The following is a 15987-nucleotide window of genomic DNA, read 5'->3' as shown; positions in this document are numbered from 1 at the left end:
GGGGATGTCAGCCTTTCTGGCGACCGAATGCCTGGATGCCGCGCACCAGTACCAGCAGACCCAGCAGGTGAAAAGGCAGGGCGAGGGCGAGCAACAGCAGCCAGTGGGCGGTGCTGCCGCTGCAGTTGATGAAATCTGCCCAGGCCACCAGCAGGGTGAGCATGCCGGCTATCTGGAAGCGGCGGCGCAGCACGACCTCCACCCCCAGGTTGGCGAGATAGAGGGTCAGCAGTATGCCGGCGAAGCCGGTGAGCTGGGCGGCGCCGTAGAGCTCCCTGTCCGGGTTGAACAACAGGGCCGCCAAGGGAAGCAAGCCCTGGTCCACCGGAATAAAGGTGAGCAGCCAGCAGGCGATCAACAGCAGGGCCGTCTTCATGGCATCGAGCGTCGGCAGATCATGAACAGCGGGCCGTTTTCATCCGATCAGTCGGCGGCTTGCGCCGGCTTGATCAGGTTGAGGTAGTTGGCATCCATGCCGAGGAAGACCCCCAGCAGGCGGGCGCTGGCGCCGTAGAAGCCAAACCGGTCGGCCTTGCGGCAGGCCTGCTCGAAGTCGGCAAACCAGCCGAGCAGGTGTTGATGCAACAGCGCCTCCTGCTCCTGCAGCCACTGCGCTCGCTCTGCGGCGGTGCTGGCCTCGGCGGCGCGGATGATGAGACTGCCCATCAGGTCCAGCTCGATGGCCAGGTGATCGGCAGGCTCCTTGTACTTGTCGCTGACGTCTATGCCCAGCCGCTGCAGGCGAGCCTGCATCTCGGTCATGGGCGCCTGCATCAGCAGCCTGACATCGCCCCGATAGAGGGACTCGTAGGGCAGGGCCCCCTGCGTGGGATCGACCAGGAACAGAGCGGCGAAGTCGGCGGCCAGCTCCCGCTGGCGATCCGGGCGCACCAGCAGGCGGGCGATGGCGTCGTTGAGCTCGGCCACGGCGTCGCGCATGGGATCCAGCGTGGAGAGACTCTTCAGGAAGCTGCGCACATCGTAGCTGTCATACTCGGCGATCTGATCATCGTTGAGCTCGGCGGCAAACAGGGTGGAAAACCACCAGTAGAGTTCGGCCCGGCGTTCGCTGGTAGCCATAAATTCCTGCATTTTTCCTCCGTGGATGACAATCGGGAGCCTGGATGGCCCCCGATTCTAACGACTTTAAAAATAAAGGAAACTCAAGGGGCGGTTTTGACCGGTACCGCTCACAGTGCCGGGAACATGGGATCGATGCCGGTGAGCCGATACCGGTGGGGGACTGCTGGCGCCTGGCCCTGGAATTGCTCGATAGCCTGGTGTGGGCCCTGGTGGTCTGGGCCAGGCTCCCGGGCGCTTGTCCCCGAACATCGAAGAGCAGACGGGATCAGGCCGGTGGCCGGCTCTCGAACTGCGGGCAGTCGTCTCCGATCTGGTGCCAGGGCGCCTTGGAGCCGACGAAGATGTGAAAGGCCGGTTGCTGGCTCGGCACATCATCGAGCACGCCGAGCCGCAGGTTGATCTTGCTGCTGCTGTGCTTCTGGCTGAACAGGCTGGAGCCGCAGTGGCGGCAGAAGGCGAGGGAGGTCTCCGCCGACTTCTGGAAGCGCGCTATGGCCTCGGCTCCCCGCACTATGGTCACCTTGTCCCCGTCCAGCCCGCCGACCGAGGCGTAATCCGACCCCGAAAACTTGCGGCACTCGCTGCAATGGCAGTTGCCCATGTAGTCGAATCGATCCGGCAGGCTCAGGCCGACGGCCCCGCACAGGCAACTGGCGTGTAGCATCCTCATCTCTCTTCCTCGTATTGGGTTGGTGGCTCAGGCCATGTTAGTCGTCCTTCGCGCGAAACAGGACCCGCTTGCACTTGGCGCAGGCCCACTCGCGCCGAAAGTCGGCCAGATGGACCAGACCGACCTCCAGCTGCTTGTGGTGACCGCAGTGGCAGCAGAACACTATCTTGCCGTCCACCGCGTCCGGATGGGCCGCCAGGTATTGGGCCCGGGTGGGCAGCTCCTCCCAGTGGGTGCTCGGGACGCGCTTGCGTTGATGGGTGTAGTAGACCCAGTAGAACAGAAAGAAAGCAACCAGGATGATGAAGGTCAGCAGATGATCCATCGCGATGTTCCCCGTGTCGGTGTGCCCAGTATTCAATCAAAATTCGATTCGAATGAATATGTTACAAGAGCGGGTCTGCCCCGGTTGTGATCCGCTTCGGATTTTGGCTCAGGGAGCCCCCGCGTCCGTGCCGACCCGCTAGACGGGGCGGAAGCCGCCATCGGAGCGGGCGTCGCCGGGTTCGCTCAGGGGGGCTGGATACCGATCTGGCCCTGCTCGGCCAGCCGAGGTCCGGCAGTTGATCGCGCAGGTGTTGTTTGCCGAACACTTCGTAAAACTGGAGACGGGCGGGTCTGAAACGGGGGCGCCAGCGCCACAATTTGCGGCTGAGGTGGGGGAGTGGCACGACGGGCTGGCAGGGAAAATGGCGTCGCCGACCTAAATTACTTTGCATTTTATAACATGGATTCAACATTTTTTTGGGTGGTCGGACTGTCTCTTTGATCCCGCTCCGGTTACAATGCGCGGGCCCACTTCACCTATCGCGCAAACGATTTTCAGGAGATAAACGGATGTTGAAACGTGACATGACCATCGCCGGCTACGATCCCGAGCTGTGGCAGGCCATCACAGACGAAACCCGTCGTCAGGAAGAACATATCGAGCTGATCGCGTCTGAGAACTACACCAGCCCCCGCGTCATGGAAGCCCAAGGCTCCCAGCTGACCAACAAGTACGCCGAAGGCTATCCGGCCAAGCGCTACTACGGTGGTTGCGAGTACGTCGATGTGGTCGAGACCCTGGCCATCGAACGCGCCAAGGAACTGTTTGGTGCCACTTACGCCAACGTGCAGCCGCACTCCGGCTCCCAGGCCAACAGCGCCGTCTACATGGCCCTGCTGCAGCCGGGCGACACCGTGCTGGGGATGAACCTGGCCCACGGCGGTCACCTGACCCACGGTTCCCCGGTGAACTTCTCCGGCAAGCTGTACAACATCATTCCTTACGGCATCGATGAGTCCGGCAAGATCGACTACGAGGAGATGGAGCGTCTGGCGGTCGAGCACAAGCCGAAGATGATGATCGGCGGTTTCTCCGCTTACTCCGGTGTGGTCGACTGGGCGCGCATGCGCGAAATTGCCGACAAGATCGGTGCCTGGTTGTTCGTCGACATGGCCCACGTGGCGGGTCTGATCGCCGCCGGCGTCTACCCGAACCCGGTGCCCCACGCCCACGTGGTCACCTCCACCACCCACAAGACCCTGGCCGGTCCCCGTGGTGGTCTGATCCTCTCCGCCGCTGATGACGAAGATCTGTACAAGAAGCTGAACTCCGCCGTCTTCCCGGGCGGCCAGGGCGGCCCGCTGATGCATGTCATCGCCGGCAAGGCCGTGGCCTTCAAGGAAGCGCTTGAGCCGGAATTCAAAACCTACCAGGCCCAGGTCGTCAAGAACGCCAAGGCCATGGTCGAGGTGTTCCTGGCCCGCGGTTACAAGATCGTCTCCGGCGGTACCGACAACCACCTCATGCTGGTGGATCTGATTGGTCGCGAGCTGACCGGCAAAGAGGCCGATGCGGCCCTCGGCAAGGCCAACATCACCGTCAACAAGAACTCGGTGCCCAACGATCCGCGCTCCCCGTTCGTGACCTCCGGCGTGCGCCTTGGTACCCCGGCCATCACCCGCCGCGGTTTCAAGGAAGCCGAGAGCAAGCAGCTGGCCGGCTGGATCTGTGACGTGTTGGACAACCCTGCCAACGACGAAGTGCTGGCCAACGTGCGTGAGCAGGTGCTGGACATCTGCCGCCGCTTCCCGGTCTATGCCTGATAAGTCGGTTGTGCCGATGTGAGACCAATGCCACCCTCGGGTGGCATTGTTTTTTGGGTCTCGGTGCCGCCATGGGCCGAGCGTCATAGGCAGACAGAGGAGGCCCCATGTCCCATGCCACCGATGAGGAGTCGATCCTCTCCATCCGTGCCCAGTACCACTTTCGCCCCGCGCCTGAGGGGTTGCTGGCGTGGGACGTGCGCAGGCTGGTGAGGCTCAGCCGTGAGCTGCCGGTTCAAGCTGTGCCGCTGGCACAGCTTGTCGAATTGGATTCCGAGCACTGGTACGGGCATGGGAATATCCGGCCCACGGTGCGCAGCATCATAGAGCACTGTCAGCTGATGCTGGCCGCCGATCTTGCCTATCCCATCATCCTGGACAGTGCCGGGCGGGTCATGGATGGCATGCACAGGGTGAGCAAGGCCTTGATGCAGGGTCACACCCATATCGATGCCGTACAGTTTGGGCAAGACCCCGTTCCAGACTATGTGGATTGCGACCCCGACTCCCTGCCCTATGACGACTGATTGGCGCCGCCGTAGCGAGCCCGATGCCACCCTGGGGTGGCATTGTTTTTTCTGGGCTTTTACCGGTTTTGGGTGGCCGTGTTACACTGGCTGACCAAGATCCTGACCCTAGTGGCAGGTGACCCTTTACTTGCCATGAGTTTGCGCCGGAGGTCCGATGCATTGCCCTTTCTGTAGCGCCGTTGATACCAAGGTGATCGATTCCCGTCTGGTGGCAGAAGGCCATCAGGTGCGCCGTCGCCGCGAGTGTTTGCTCTGCCACGAGCGGTTCACCACCTTCGAGATGGCCGAGCTGGTGATGCCGCGCATCATCAAGTCCAATGGTTCTCGCGAGCCCTTCAACGAAGACAAGCTGCGGGGCGGCATCTTGCGGGCACTGGAAAAACGCCCGGTGAGCATGGAAGCCATCGAGAAGGGGGTCAATCACATCAAGTCCCGCCTGCGCGCCACCGGTGAGCGGGAGGTGGCCTCCCAGCTGGTGGGCAACCTGGTGATGGACGAGCTCAAGACCCTCGACAAGGTGGCCTATATCCGCTTCGCCTCCGTCTATCGCAGCTTCGAAGATATCCGCGAATTTGGCGAAGAGATCGCCAAGCTGGAAAAGTGATGGTATCGGGTGGGCAAGCTGATATCCGCTTCGTTTCCACCTATCGCAGCTTCGAAGACATCCGTGAGTTCGGCGAAGAGATCGCCAAGCTGGAGAAGTAATGGTATCGGGTGGGCAAGCTGATATCCGCTTCGCCCCCTCTACCTCAGGATTCGAAGACATCCACCTTGTTTATGACAAGAAGCGGTGAAGAGATCGCCAAGCTGGAGAAATAAGCTTCCCCAACGTCCGATTGCGCTGCGCTAATCGAACCAACAACGCCCATTTTCTCGCTTTGAACGGGAGCCCTGATGTTTAGTCAAGATGATTACCAATGGATGAGTCGGGCCCTCGAACTGGCCCGCCGTGGTCGTTACACCACGGCCCCCAATCCCTGCGTCGGCGCCGTGCTGGTGAAGGCCGGGGTGGTGGTCGGGGAGGGTTGGCACCAGCGTGCCGGCGAACCCCATGCCGAGGTCTATGCGCTGCATGCCGCCGGTGAAGAGGCTCGCGGCGCCACCGCCTACGTGACCCTGGAACCCTGTTCCCATCATGGTCGCACCCCGCCCTGCGCCGAGGCGCTGATCAAGGCCGGGGTGACCCGGGTGGTCGCCGCCATGGTGGATCCCAATCCCCAGGTGGGGGGCCGTGGCCTGCGCATGCTGTCGGAGGCCGGCATCAAGGCCGATTTCGGCCTGCTCAGCGCCGAGGCCGAGGCGCTCAACCCGGGCTTCTTCAAGCGGATGCGTACCGCCTTCCCGCAAGTGACGGTCAAGCTGGGCGCGAGCCTGGATGGCCGCACCGCCATGGCGAGCGGCGAGAGTCAGTGGATAACCGGCCCCCTGGCCCGCGCCGATGTGCAGCGCCTGCGGGCCCGCCACGACGCCGTGCTCTCCAGTGCCGAGACGGTGCTGACCGATGGCGCCTCCCTCAACGTGCGTTGGGACGAGCTGCCCGCCTCCGTCAAGGCGGTCTATCCCAAGGAGGCCCTGCGCCAGCCGCTGCGGGTCATCATCGACTCCCAGAACCGCTTGACCCCTGACTTGCCGCTGTTCAAGACCACGGGGCCCGTGCTGCTGGCCCGTCACAAGGTCGGCGGTGACTGGCCCGACTGGGTGCAGCAGCTGGAGCTGCCGCTGCTGGATGGCAAGCTGGATCTGGTCAGCCTGTTCATGCTGCTGGCCAAGCAGAACATCAACTCAGTGCTGGTGGAGGCGGGGCCGCGGCTGTGCGGCGCCCTGTTGGGCAAGGGGCTGGTGGATGAGCTGGTGCTCTATCAGGCTCCCAAGCTGCTGGGGGATGAGGGGCGCGGCCTGTTCCATCTGCCCGAGTTGACCCGCCTGTTCCAGGCACCCAAGCTCAACATCAAGGATGTGCGGCTGGTGGGGCAGGATATCCGCATCACGGCCCGGGTGGTCTGATTCTTCAACTCTTGGCCGGGGCTGATTGGGCCCCGTCATCATCAAGGTGATCTGCATGTTTACCGGAATTATCGAAGCGATGGGCACCCTGGCCGCCTTGCGCCGCCAGGGGGAGGACATGGCCCTCACAGTGCACGCCCCTGGCCTGGACTTCAGCGACATAAAACTCGGCGACTCCATCGCCACCAACGGCGTCTGCCTGACGGTGGTGAGCCTGGGGGACAAGAGCTACACCGCCGACGTCTCCCTGGAGACCCTGTCCCGCACCGGCTTCGCCGCGGCCAAGGTGGGCGATCCCGTCAACCTGGAGAAGGCGCTGATGCCGACCTCCCGCCTCGGCGGCCACCTGGTCTCCGGCCACGTGGACGGGGTGGGGGAGGTGAAGAGCAAGTCCAGCAGCGGCCGCGCCATCGAGTATTGGATAGCGGCGCCGGCGGAGCTCTCCCGCTACATCGCCGAGAAGGGCTCGATCGCGGTGGATGGCATCAGCCTCACGGTCAATGCGGTGCAGGGCAACCTGTTCCGCCTCACCATAGTGCCCCACACCGCCCAGGAGACCACCATAGCCCGCTGGAAGCCGGGCCATCGCGTGAACCTCGAGGTGGATCAGATAGCCCGTTATCTGGAGCGACTGATGCAGGGCAAGGCGCAGGAAAGCTCGGCTTCTACCCTGACCCTGGAGAAGCTGGCGCAATCGGGCTTCCTGTGAGGAGGTGGCGGGCAACGAAAAGGGTTTTCTGTGATCCCGCCCCGGTTGAAATGGGGGCCAGCGCCCCCATCTAGGACAGAATGACGCAGTATCAAGTCGAGCCCGCAGGCTCAATCCCCGAAGCATGTTGATGGAGTAGCCCATGGCGCTGAGCACAACCCAGGAAATCATTGCCGATATCAAGGCTGGCAAGATGGTGATCCTGATGGATGACGAAGACAGGGAGAATGAAGGGGACCTCATCATGGCCGCCTCCTGTGTCCGGCCGGAAGACATCAACTTCATGGCCCGTTACGGCCGTGGGTTGATCTGCCTGACCCTGACCCGGGATCGCTGCAAGCAGCTGGCGCTGCCGCTGATGGTTGATCGCAACAACGCCCAGTTCTCTACCGCCTTCACCGTGACCATAGAGGCCGCCGAGGGGGTGACCACCGGTATCTCCGCCGCCGACCGCGCCGTGACCGTGCAGGCCGCGGTGGCACCGAACGCCAAGGCCGCCGATCTGGTGCAGCCTGGCCACATCTTCCCGCTGATGGCGCAGGATGGTGGCGTGCTGACCCGCGCCGGTCACACCGAGGCGGGTTGCGATCTGGCCCGGCTGGCGGGCCATGAGGCGGCCTCCGTCATCGTCGAGATCCTCAACGAAGATGGCACCATGGCCCGTCGCCCGGATCTGGAAGTGTTCGCCGAGCAGCACGGCATCCGGCTCGGCACCATCGCCGACCTCATCGAGTACCGCAACCAGCACGAGACCACGGTCGAGCAGGTGGCCGAGTGCAAGCTGCCCACCGAGCATGGCGAATTCGACCTCATCACCTTCCGCGACACCATCGACAACCAGGTGCACTTCGCCCTGAAGAAGGGACATATCCAGGCCGATACCCCGACCCTGGTGCGGGTCCATCTGCACGACGTGCTGAGCGATCTGCTGCTGACCGACCGCCACAGCGCCCGCAGCTGGCCTCTGCCCAAGTCCATGGCGCGCATCGCCGAGGAGGGCGGCGTGCTGGTGATCCTGGGGGCGGAAGCCCAGGGCGATGAGCTGCTGGCCCGGGTCAAGGCCTTCGAGGCCGCCGACAAGGGGCTGCAACCGGAAGGGGCCAAGTGGCAGGGCACCTCGCGCCGGGTCGGCGTGGGCTCCCAGATCCTCAAGGCGCTCGGCGTCGGCAAGATGCGGCTGCTGAGCTCCCCCAAGAAATATCACGCCCTCGGCGGCTTCGGCCTGGAAGTGGTGGAGTACGTCGGCGAATAAGCGGCGGACGGAGGAGGCGGCGGCTGCCGTGCCCGCCCGGGACGTACTGTACGCTCCCCTGGCGGATCAACGTGGCGGCCGCATGAATCGCCAAACCATGCTCGCCTCGTGCGGGCATGGTTTTTGTCGTGGGTCTGTTGTGCTAGAATGTGCGCACTTTTGACTCCGGCCCTTTTTGATTGCACAGAGACAGGATTTCCAATGAAGATTATCGAAGGAAATATCGCCGCTCCCGAGGCGCGTGTTGCTATTGTCGTTGCCCGTTTCAACAGCTTCATCAATGAAAGCCTGGTGGATGGTGCGGTGGATGTACTGAAGCGTCAAGGCCAGGTCCAGGACAGCAATCTGACCCTGGTACGAGTGCCGGGTGCCGTCGAAATTCCCTTGGCTATCAAGAAGCTGGCCAAGAGTGGTCAATACGATGCCATCATCGCGCTGGGCACCGTCATCCGCGGTGGTACCTACCACTTCGAGCTGGTGGCAAGCGAGAGCAGCAAGGGCATGGCCCAGGTAATGATGGAATATGAGATTCCGGTTGCCTTCGGTGTGCTGACCACCGAAAACATTGAACAAGCCATCGAGCGCGCCGGTACCAAGGCGGGTAACAAGGGTGCAGAGGCTGCACTGAGCGCGCTCGAAATGATCAACGTCCTGAAACAGCTTGAGGAATAAATACATTGAAACCGTCCGAGCGCCGTAAAGCCCGCCATTGCGCCACCCAGGCCATCTACCAGTGGCAGATGACCAAGGCCAACGTGGGCGACATCGAAGAGCAGTTCAAGATCGATCAGGACACCAAGGGTGTGGACCTGAGCTATTTCCGCGATCTGCTGTTCGGGGTAGCCGTTCACTGCAACGAGCTGGACAAGGTGTTCTCACCTTTCCTCTCCCGTCCGCTGGAAGAAGTGGACATGGTGGACAAGGCGATCCTGCGTCTGGCGACCTACGAGCTGACCCGTCGTGATGATGTGCCGCCCCGTGTGGTGATCAACGAAGCGATCGAGCTGGCCAAAGCCTTTGCTGCCGATGACAGCCACAAGTTTGTCAACGGTGTACTGGACAAGGTGATCAAGACGCTGAGCAAGCGTTGATCCTGCCGTCCATCAGCATTAAGAGAGGAGCCAGCCTAACCGCTGGCTTTTTACTGTATGGGTGAATTTGAGCTGATTGAGAAGTACTTCAAGGTCCCCCACGCCCGCAAGGACGTGGTGATGGGCCCTGGAGATGACTGCGCCCTGCTGACCCTGCCCGCCGATACCCAGCTGGCGGTGAGCACTGATACCCTGGTCAGCGGCGTGCATTTCTTTCCCGACATGGATCCGGTGGATCTCGGCTACAAGGCGCTGGCGGTCAATCTGTCCGATCTCGCCGCCATGGGTGCCGAGCCGCGCTGGGTCTCCATGGCGCTGACCCTGCCTGCCATCAACGAGGCCTGGGTCGCCGGCTTTGCCGAGGGTTTCCTCGAGCTCGCCGAATACTACAACGTGGCGCTGGTGGGCGGGGACATGACCCGAGGGCCGCTCTCCATCACCGTCTCGGTGAAGGGATCCGTGCCGACCGGGCGGGCGCTGCTGCGCAGCGGTGCCAAGGCCGGTGACGGCATCTATGTCACCGGTACCCTGGGGGACGCGGCCCTGGCACTGTCCCACCTGCTCGGCAAGCGGGCACTCAACGAGAACCAGCTGGCCGCGGTGCTGCCGCGCCTCGATCATCCCCATCCCCGCATCCTGGCGGGGCAGGCGCTGCGCGGGCTGGCGAACAGTGCGCTGGATCTCTCCGACGGCCTGGCCTCGGATCTCGGTCACATCCTCAAGGCCTCCGGGGTGCGGGCGCAGATCGATCTCGGTCTGTTGCCACTCTCGCCGGTGCTGCAGGATGCGGTGCCCGAGCGGGATGCCTGGCAACTGGCGCTGGCCGGCGGCGATGACTACGAGCTCTGCTTCACAGTGCCGGAGGATCATCGTGGCGTGCTGGACACGGCGCTCGCCAACTGTGGCGTCAAGTTCACCCGCATCGGTCGCATCCTGGCGGGCGAGCCGGGCATCGACTACGTGCGGGGCGAGCTGCCGGTCGAGCTTCACCTCAAGGGTTGGGATCACTTCGCATGATAAAACCCGAGCTGAAGAAGCTGAACCTGAAGAATCCCCGCCACCTGCTGGCGGTGGGGTTCGGCGCCGGTCTGTCACCCAGGGCGCCGGGCACCATGGGGACGCTGGTGGCCATACCGCTCTACCTGCTGGCGAGCGGGCTCTCCACCCCCTGGTTCATCGCCCTGCTGGCGGTGGGCTTCGTGGTGGGGATCTGGCTCTGCCAGGGGGCTACCGACGCCATCGGCATGCCGGATCACGGCGCCATCGTCTGGGACGAGGTGATAGGCTTCGGGGTGACCATGATAGCGGCCCCCGCCGGTTGGGAGTGGGTACTGGCCGGATTCGTGCTGTTCCGGCTGTTCGATGTGCTCAAGCCCTGGCCCATCTCCTGGTTCGATCGCCGCATTCACGGCGGCGTCGGCATCATGCTGGACGATCTCATCGCCGGCCTGTTCGCCCTGCTGTGCATGCAGCTGCTGGCACTCTGGTGCCTGTGAGTCTGCGCCCTACCAGATGAGTGCAGGCCCGGCTTCATGCCGGGCCGATTTGCCCCCCTTGTTTTGTATGCAATTATGGCCGCTTCCGCTCCCTTGGGCCGATCGGCCCTGCGGCGGAACATGCTGCTTTCCCCCTATTTACCTCTGCTTACTTTTCCTTCATCCAGATATGCTGTCGTTAAAAAATCATTTCACATAAATATTCACTACTCATTCGAGCCTTGCCAGGCCAGGTGGAATAGTTGATACGGTTGCTTGTTGCGTCATTGTTGAAATTTAAATAAGACAATCGCTCGCATCGCCATCACAATCTCTGGTAATGTGATTTATATCGACATTTTACGCCTGTGGTCAGTGTGTTATCTGCGCAAAGTATTGCGAAATTGTATAACTGGATCATTTACACCCGCGGGCAAACCGACTAACTTACTCGCGGGTTATTCCAAAAAAATGCAAAAAACCCGCCCGGATCGCTGGTTTGGCTGCCTCATGGATTGAGCGTTTCTTACTCACACTAAGCACTCAAGATAAGTACCCAAGGCACAACCAGCATCTGCGGCTGATTTACGGACGAATTATTTGGGACGGATGTCCCCCGCAGAGGTAACCATGTCCTTGCTCGAAGTGAAAAACTTGCGGATCGAGTACCCCTCCCGCTATGGGGTGCTGGCCGCGGTGAAGGATCTCTCTTTCTCTGTCGAAAAGGGAGAGATCGTCGGAGTGGTCGGCGAATCAGGTGCCGGCAAATCTACCATCGGCAATGCCGTCATCGATCTGCTGAGCCCGCCCGGCCGCATCGCCCGGGGTGACATCTACCTCAATGGCGAGCTCATCTCCGGCAAGAGCCAGAACGAGATGCGGGCCATTCGTGGCTCCCGTATCGGCTTCATCTTCCAGGATCCCATGACCTCCCTCAACCCGCTGTTCACCGTCGAACAGCAGCTGGTGGAGACCATCCTGGCCAATACCGAGCTCTCCCGCGACGCTGCCTTTGCCAAGGCGCTTGAGCTGATGGGCGCGGTCGGGATCCCGCAGCCGGACGTGCGCATCAAGCAGTATCCTCATCAATTCTCCGGTGGCATGCGCCAGCGGGTAGTCATCGCCATCGCCCTGTCGGGGGATCCCGAGCTCATCATCGCCGATGAACCGACCACGGCGCTGGACGTTTCCATTCAGGACCAGATCCTGCAGCTCATCCGCAACCTGTGCAAGGAGCGCCAGGTGGGTTGCATGCTGGTGACCCACGACATGGGCGTGGTCTCCAACGTCACCGACAAGGTGGCGGTGATGTATCGCGGCGATCTGGTGGAGTTCGGCACCACCGAACAGGTGCTGGGTAGCCCCAGCCACCCTTATACCCGCAGCCTCATCTCGGCGGTGCCCCGCTCCGACGTCAAACTGGTGCGCTTCCCGCTGGTCTCCTACATCGAAGACGCCAGCGCGCCGGATCTCAGCATCGATCTCAAGACCCACTGGCTCGGCCAGAGCCAGGACGAGCGCAGCTATGAAGGCGCGCTGCTGCGGGTGGAGAACGTGGATCTGAGGTTCGTCACCAAGAATTCCATCTTCCCGAGCCGTCGCCAGTATGTGCGTGCCTGCAACAACATCAGCTTCGAGATCTTCGAGGGGGAAACCTTCGGTCTGGTGGGGGAGTCGGGCTCCGGCAAGTCCACCATAGCCCGTGCCATCACCGGCCTCTATCCGCCCGATACCGGCAAGATAGTGTTCGAGGGGATCGACCTCACCGCCCTGAAAGGGGAGCATGAGCGCCGACCGTTGCGCCGCCAGATGCAGATGGTGTTCCAGAACCCTTACTCCTCGATGAACCCGCGCATGAAGGTGCGTGACATCATCGCAGAGCCCATTCGCTTCCATAAACTGGCCAGCAGTGAGAGCCAGATCCAGGGGATAGTGAGCGACTTGCTCGATCACGTCGGCCTCGGCCGGGGCGCAGGGGTCAAGTACCCCCACGAGTTCTCCGGTGGTCAGCGCCAGCGCATCTCCATCGCCCGCGCCCTGGCGACCCGGCCGCGCTTCCTCATCTGCGACGAACCGACCTCGGCGCTGGACGTCTCGGTGCAGGCCCAGATCCTCAACCTGCTCAAGGATTTGCAGCAGGAGCTTGGGCTCACCATGCTGTTCATCAGCCACGACCTGCCGGTCATTCGCCAGATGTGTGATCGCATCGGGGTGATGCAGCACGGTCATCTGGTGGAGGTAGCCGAGACCGAGAAACTCTTTACCAATGCCGAACATGAGTACAGCCGCAAGCTGATCTCCCTCATGCCGGAATTTAAGGGAATGTCCCGCGAGGGGCTGGAAATCGCAAGCTAGGAAAGCACCGGCTCGCCGGTCTGTTTATCAACGATAGTGTCAATAAAAAAGCCAAAAGCATGGAGAAAGACATGAAGAAAGGATTATCCAAGATTGCCATGGCGCTGTTCGCCGCTGGTCTCGCGTTTAACGTCTCTGCCGCCAACATCACAGTGGCCGTCGCCTCCGACGCCACCTCGCTGGATCCGCAGGAGCAGCTCTCCGGCCAGACCCTGGAGATGTCTCACCTGGTGTTCGATCCGCTGATGCGTTACACCCAGGATCTGCAGTTCGAGCCGCGCCTGGCCGAGAAATTTGAGCGCATCGACGACAAGACAGTGCGTTTCCACCTGCGCAAGGGCGTCAAGTTCCACTCCGGCAACGCGTTCACCGCCGATGACGTGGTATGGACCGTCAACCGCCTGAAGGCCTCTCCCGACTTCAAGGCCATCTTCGACCCCATCGCCGAGGTGAAGAAGGTCGATGACCTGACCGTCGATCTGATCACCGCCAAGCCGTTCCCGCTGGTGCTGCAGACCGTCACCTACATCTTCCCGATGGACTCCAAGTTCTACACCGGCAAGGATGAAGCCGGCAAAGACAAGGCCGAGATCGTCAAGAACGGCAGCTCCTATGCCTCCACCCATGTCTCCGGGACCGGTCCGTTCAGCGTCAAGTTCCGTGAGCAGGGCGTCAAGCTCGAGTACGTTCGCAACGCCAACTACTGGGACAAGGCTTCCAAGGGTAACGTCGAGAACCTGACCGTGGTGCCGATCAAGGAAGATGCGACCCGCGTAGCCGCCCTGCTGGGTGGTGACGTGGACATGATCTACCCGGTCGCCCCGAACGATCTGGAGCGCGTGAAGAACGGCAAGGATTCCCAGCTGGTCACCCTGTCCGGTACCCGTGCCATCATCATCGAGCTGAACCAGAACACCAACCCGGCGCTGAAAGACAAGCGTGTGCGTCAGGCGATCAACTATGCCATCAACCAGGTGGGCATAGTCGACAAGATCAACAAAGGCTTCGGCACCCCGGCCGGCCAGCTGAGCCCGAAAGGCTATGCCGGCTACAACGAGGCACTCAAGCCCCAGTATGATCTGGCCAAGGCCAAGGAGCTGATGAAGGAAGCCGGCTACGAGAAGGGCTTCAAAGTGAGCTTCATCTCCCCGGCCGCCCGTTACGTCAACGACGTCAAGATCGCCCAGGCGGTCTCCGCCATGCTGTCCAAGATCAACATCAAGGTGGATCTGAAGACCATGCCGGTGGCCCAGTACTGGCCCGAGTTTGACAAGTGCGCCTCCGACATGCAGCTGATTGGCTGGCATGCGGACACCGAAGACAGTGCGAACTTCTTCGAGTTCCTGACCTTCACCAAGGATGCCAAGACCGGTATGGGTCAGTACAACTGCGGCGGTTATGCCAACGCAGAAGCTGACAAGATGGTGATGGAAGCGAACACCGAGACAGATCCGGCCAAGCGCGCCGCCATCCTGCAGAAGGTGGAAGCCATGCTGATCGATGACGCTGCCTATGTGCCGTTGCACTGGGAAGACCTGGCCTATGGCGCCAAGAAGAACGTCGACATCAAGCCGGTGGTCAACGTGATGAACTTCCCTTACCTGGGTGACCTGGTGGTCAACAAGTAAGTAGAGTCGCAAGGAAGGACCCGGCGGGGGCAGCCATTGGCGCCCCCGCCATTAACAGAAGCCTGTGCCAAGACATAGGCCACGTAGAAGGACAAGCATGTTTACATTCCTGCTGAAACGGTTCTATCAGGCCGTGATAGTGATGTTCGTCATCAGCCTGGTCGCCTTCTCCATCCAGGACAACCTGGGGGATCCGCTGCGCGAGCTGGTGGGACAATCCGTCTCCGAGTCCGTGCGCCATGAGTTGCGCGAAAAGATGGGCCTTAACGATCCCTTTTTGGTGAAATACAGCCGCTTCTTGCAAAACGCAGTGCAAGGGGATCTGGGCACCTCCTACTTCTTCAAGCGACCAGCCCTTGAGGTCATCCTCGACAAGCTGGTGGCTACTCTTGAGCTGGTCTTTGCCGCCGCGCTGATCATCGTCGCCGTCTCCATTCCGCTGGGGGTTTACTCGGCGATAAGGCCACGCAGCTTCCTGACCAAGCTCATCATGGCGGTGAGCAGCATCGGCATCTCGATCCCGGTCTTCCTGACCGCCATCATGCTGATGTTCGTGTTCTCCATCCAGCTCGGCTGGCTGCCAGCCTATGGCCGTGGCGAGACCTACAACCTGCTGGGCTGGGAGTCGGGCTTCTTCACCTGGGATGGCATCAAGCACTTGATCCTGCCCGCGGTGTCGCTCTCCTCCATCATGCTGCCGCTGTTTATCCGGCTGGTGCGCTCCGAGATGCTGGAGCAGCTCTCCTCCGAGTACGTCAAGTTCGCGCGCGCCAAGGGGCTGGACAACAACAAGGTCTACTATCAGCACGCACTCAAGAACACCATGCTGCCGGTGATCACCGTCGGCGGCGTGCAGATCGGCACCATGGTGGCCTACACCATCTTGACCGAGAGCGTGTTCCAGTGGCCGGGCACGGGCTTCCTGTTCCTCGAGGCGATCCACCGGGTCGATACGCCGCTGATCACCGCCTACGTCATCTTCGTCGGGCTGATCTTCGTGGTGACCAATACCCTGGTCGACCTGCTCTACGGGTTCATCAACCCGACCGTTAACTTGACCGCCAAGGGGTAACACATGACTAATGCTGTGACTGTGAGC

At 61.6% G+C, this 15987-nt stretch carries 17 protein-coding genes; 13 read left to right on the top strand and 4 right to left on the bottom strand.

The features are described from left to right. Nucleotides 1-7 precede the first annotated feature (7 nt). The 4 genes from KW825_RS14275 to KW825_RS14260 all read right to left on the bottom strand — a co-directional run bounded on the left by KW825_RS14275 (nucleotide 8) and on the right by KW825_RS14260 (nucleotide 2078). On the bottom strand, nucleotides 8-376 hold the full coding sequence (locus KW825_RS14275; RefSeq protein ID WP_042652819.1) for a hypothetical protein: 369 nt from the start codon (nucleotides 374-376) through the stop codon (nucleotides 8-10). Nucleotides 377-423: 47 nt separating this feature from the next. Continuing rightward, nucleotides 424-1092: a molecular chaperone TorD gene (torD, locus tag KW825_RS14270; protein ID WP_218329574.1), complete on the bottom strand. Its 669-nt coding sequence runs from the start codon at nucleotides 1090-1092 to the stop codon at nucleotides 424-426. Nucleotides 1093-1348: 256 nt separating this feature from the next. After that, the gene (locus tag KW825_RS14265) at nucleotides 1349-1753 is read right to left on the bottom strand and encodes a GFA family protein (RefSeq protein WP_218329573.1); all 405 of its coding nucleotides are present in this window, start codon (nucleotides 1751-1753) and stop codon (nucleotides 1349-1351) included. Between the two features lie 37 nt (nucleotides 1754-1790). Beyond that, complete coding sequence (locus KW825_RS14260; RefSeq protein WP_042652816.1) at nucleotides 1791-2078, bottom strand: hypothetical protein; 288 nt, start codon at nucleotides 2076-2078, stop codon at nucleotides 1791-1793. Nucleotides 2079-2590: 512 nt separating this feature from the next. Here KW825_RS14260 and glyA point away from each other — a divergent pair. The 13 genes from glyA (at nucleotide 2591) to KW825_RS14190 (ending at nucleotide 15960) form a co-directional block, all read left to right on the top strand. After that, complete coding sequence (gene glyA, locus KW825_RS14255) at nucleotides 2591-3844, top strand: serine hydroxymethyltransferase (protein WP_042652815.1); 1254 nt, start codon at nucleotides 2591-2593, stop codon at nucleotides 3842-3844. Nucleotides 3845-3951: 107 nt separating this feature from the next. Then, on the top strand, nucleotides 3952-4371 hold the full coding sequence (locus KW825_RS14250) for a hypothetical protein (RefSeq protein ID WP_218329572.1): 420 nt from the start codon (nucleotides 3952-3954) through the stop codon (nucleotides 4369-4371). Nucleotides 4372-4528: 157 nt separating this feature from the next. Then, nucleotides 4529-4978 (top strand): transcriptional regulator NrdR, encoded by a 450-nt coding sequence (gene nrdR / locus KW825_RS14245; RefSeq protein ID WP_042652812.1) that lies wholly within the window; start codon nucleotides 4529-4531, stop codon nucleotides 4976-4978. 290 nt (nucleotides 4979-5268) lie between these two features. After that, nucleotides 5269-6378, top strand: coding sequence for a bifunctional diaminohydroxyphosphoribosylaminopyrimidine deaminase/5-amino-6-(5-phosphoribosylamino)uracil reductase RibD (gene ribD / locus KW825_RS14235; RefSeq protein WP_042652811.1), 1110 nt, complete (start codon nucleotides 5269-5271; stop codon nucleotides 6376-6378). A gap of 55 nt (nucleotides 6379-6433) precedes the next feature. Beyond that, a complete protein-coding gene (locus KW825_RS14230; protein ID WP_218329571.1) occupies nucleotides 6434-7087 on the top strand; it encodes a riboflavin synthase in 654 nt (217 codons plus the stop codon). A 142-nt stretch (nucleotides 7088-7229) separates the two neighbouring features. Continuing rightward, nucleotides 7230-8339 carry a bifunctional 3,4-dihydroxy-2-butanone-4-phosphate synthase/GTP cyclohydrolase II gene (ribBA, locus tag KW825_RS14225; RefSeq protein ID WP_218290546.1) on the top strand — a complete coding sequence of 370 codons (1110 nt, stop codon included), beginning with the start codon at nucleotides 7230-7232 and terminating at the stop codon, nucleotides 8337-8339. Nucleotides 8340-8540: 201 nt separating this feature from the next. Then, entirely contained in the window at nucleotides 8541-9011 is a 471-nt protein-coding gene (gene ribE, locus KW825_RS14220; protein ID WP_042652809.1) for a 6,7-dimethyl-8-ribityllumazine synthase, read from the top strand. A gap of 5 nt (nucleotides 9012-9016) precedes the next feature. Further along, nucleotides 9017-9430, top strand: coding sequence for a transcription antitermination factor NusB (nusB, locus tag KW825_RS14215; protein WP_042652808.1), 414 nt, complete (start codon nucleotides 9017-9019; stop codon nucleotides 9428-9430). A 57-nt stretch (nucleotides 9431-9487) separates the two neighbouring features. Next, entirely contained in the window at nucleotides 9488-10447 is a 960-nt protein-coding gene (gene thiL / locus KW825_RS14210; protein WP_042652807.1) for a thiamine-phosphate kinase, read from the top strand. After that, entirely contained in the window at nucleotides 10444-10926 is a 483-nt protein-coding gene (locus KW825_RS14205) for a phosphatidylglycerophosphatase A (RefSeq protein ID WP_218329570.1), read from the top strand. The genes thiL and KW825_RS14205 overlap by 4 nt, the downstream gene beginning before the upstream one ends. 609 nt (nucleotides 10927-11535) lie before the next feature. Then, entirely contained in the window at nucleotides 11536-13260 is a 1725-nt protein-coding gene (locus tag KW825_RS14200) for an ABC transporter ATP-binding protein (RefSeq protein ID WP_218290547.1), read from the top strand. A 71-nt stretch (nucleotides 13261-13331) separates the two neighbouring features. Then, nucleotides 13332-14888 (top strand): ABC transporter substrate-binding protein, encoded by a 1557-nt coding sequence (locus KW825_RS14195; protein WP_218290548.1) that lies wholly within the window; start codon nucleotides 13332-13334, stop codon nucleotides 14886-14888. Between the two features lie 97 nt (nucleotides 14889-14985). Continuing rightward, a complete protein-coding gene (locus KW825_RS14190; RefSeq protein ID WP_042652803.1) occupies nucleotides 14986-15960 on the top strand; it encodes an ABC transporter permease in 975 nt (324 codons plus the stop codon). Nucleotides 15961-15987: the final 27 nt, after the last annotated feature.

Origin of the sequence: Aeromonas sp. sif2433 (assembly GCF_019218705.1) — a bacterium.
Classification (GTDB): domain Bacteria; phylum Pseudomonadota; class Gammaproteobacteria; order Enterobacterales; family Aeromonadaceae; genus Aeromonas; species Aeromonas encheleia.
The sequence above is the reverse complement of the archived record's forward strand: the minus strand, read 5'-3'. Positions and strand labels throughout refer to the sequence as shown.

Coding starts and splice junctions, on each gene's coding strand:
- KW825_RS14275 (WP_042652819.1), bottom strand. CDS start 376: ATGAAGACGGCCCTGCTGTTGATCGCCTGCTGGCTGCTCACCTTTATT.
- torD (WP_218329574.1), bottom strand. CDS start 1,092: ATGCAGGAATTTATGGCTACCAGCGAACGCCGGGCCGAACTCTACTGG.
- KW825_RS14265 (WP_218329573.1), bottom strand. CDS start 1,753: ATGAGGATGCTACACGCCAGTTGCCTGTGCGGGGCCGTCGGCCTGAGC.
- KW825_RS14260 (WP_042652816.1), bottom strand. CDS start 2,078: ATGGATCATCTGCTGACCTTCATCATCCTGGTTGCTTTCTTTCTGTTC.
- glyA (WP_042652815.1), top strand. CDS start 2,591: ATGTTGAAACGTGACATGACCATCGCCGGCTACGATCCCGAGCTGTGG.
- KW825_RS14250 (WP_218329572.1), top strand. CDS start 3,952: ATGTCCCATGCCACCGATGAGGAGTCGATCCTCTCCATCCGTGCCCAG.
- nrdR (WP_042652812.1), top strand. CDS start 4,529: ATGCATTGCCCTTTCTGTAGCGCCGTTGATACCAAGGTGATCGATTCC.
- ribD (WP_042652811.1), top strand. CDS start 5,269: ATGTTTAGTCAAGATGATTACCAATGGATGAGTCGGGCCCTCGAACTG.
- KW825_RS14230 (WP_218329571.1), top strand. CDS start 6,434: ATGTTTACCGGAATTATCGAAGCGATGGGCACCCTGGCCGCCTTGCGC.
- ribBA (WP_218290546.1), top strand. CDS start 7,230: ATGGCGCTGAGCACAACCCAGGAAATCATTGCCGATATCAAGGCTGGC.
- ribE (WP_042652809.1), top strand. CDS start 8,541: ATGAAGATTATCGAAGGAAATATCGCCGCTCCCGAGGCGCGTGTTGCT.
- thiL (WP_042652807.1), top strand. CDS start 9,488: ATGGGTGAATTTGAGCTGATTGAGAAGTACTTCAAGGTCCCCCACGCC.
- KW825_RS14205 (WP_218329570.1), top strand. CDS start 10,444: ATGATAAAACCCGAGCTGAAGAAGCTGAACCTGAAGAATCCCCGCCAC.
- KW825_RS14200 (WP_218290547.1), top strand. CDS start 11,536: ATGTCCTTGCTCGAAGTGAAAAACTTGCGGATCGAGTACCCCTCCCGC.
- KW825_RS14195 (WP_218290548.1), top strand. CDS start 13,332: ATGAAGAAAGGATTATCCAAGATTGCCATGGCGCTGTTCGCCGCTGGT.
- KW825_RS14190 (WP_042652803.1), top strand. CDS start 14,986: ATGTTTACATTCCTGCTGAAACGGTTCTATCAGGCCGTGATAGTGATG.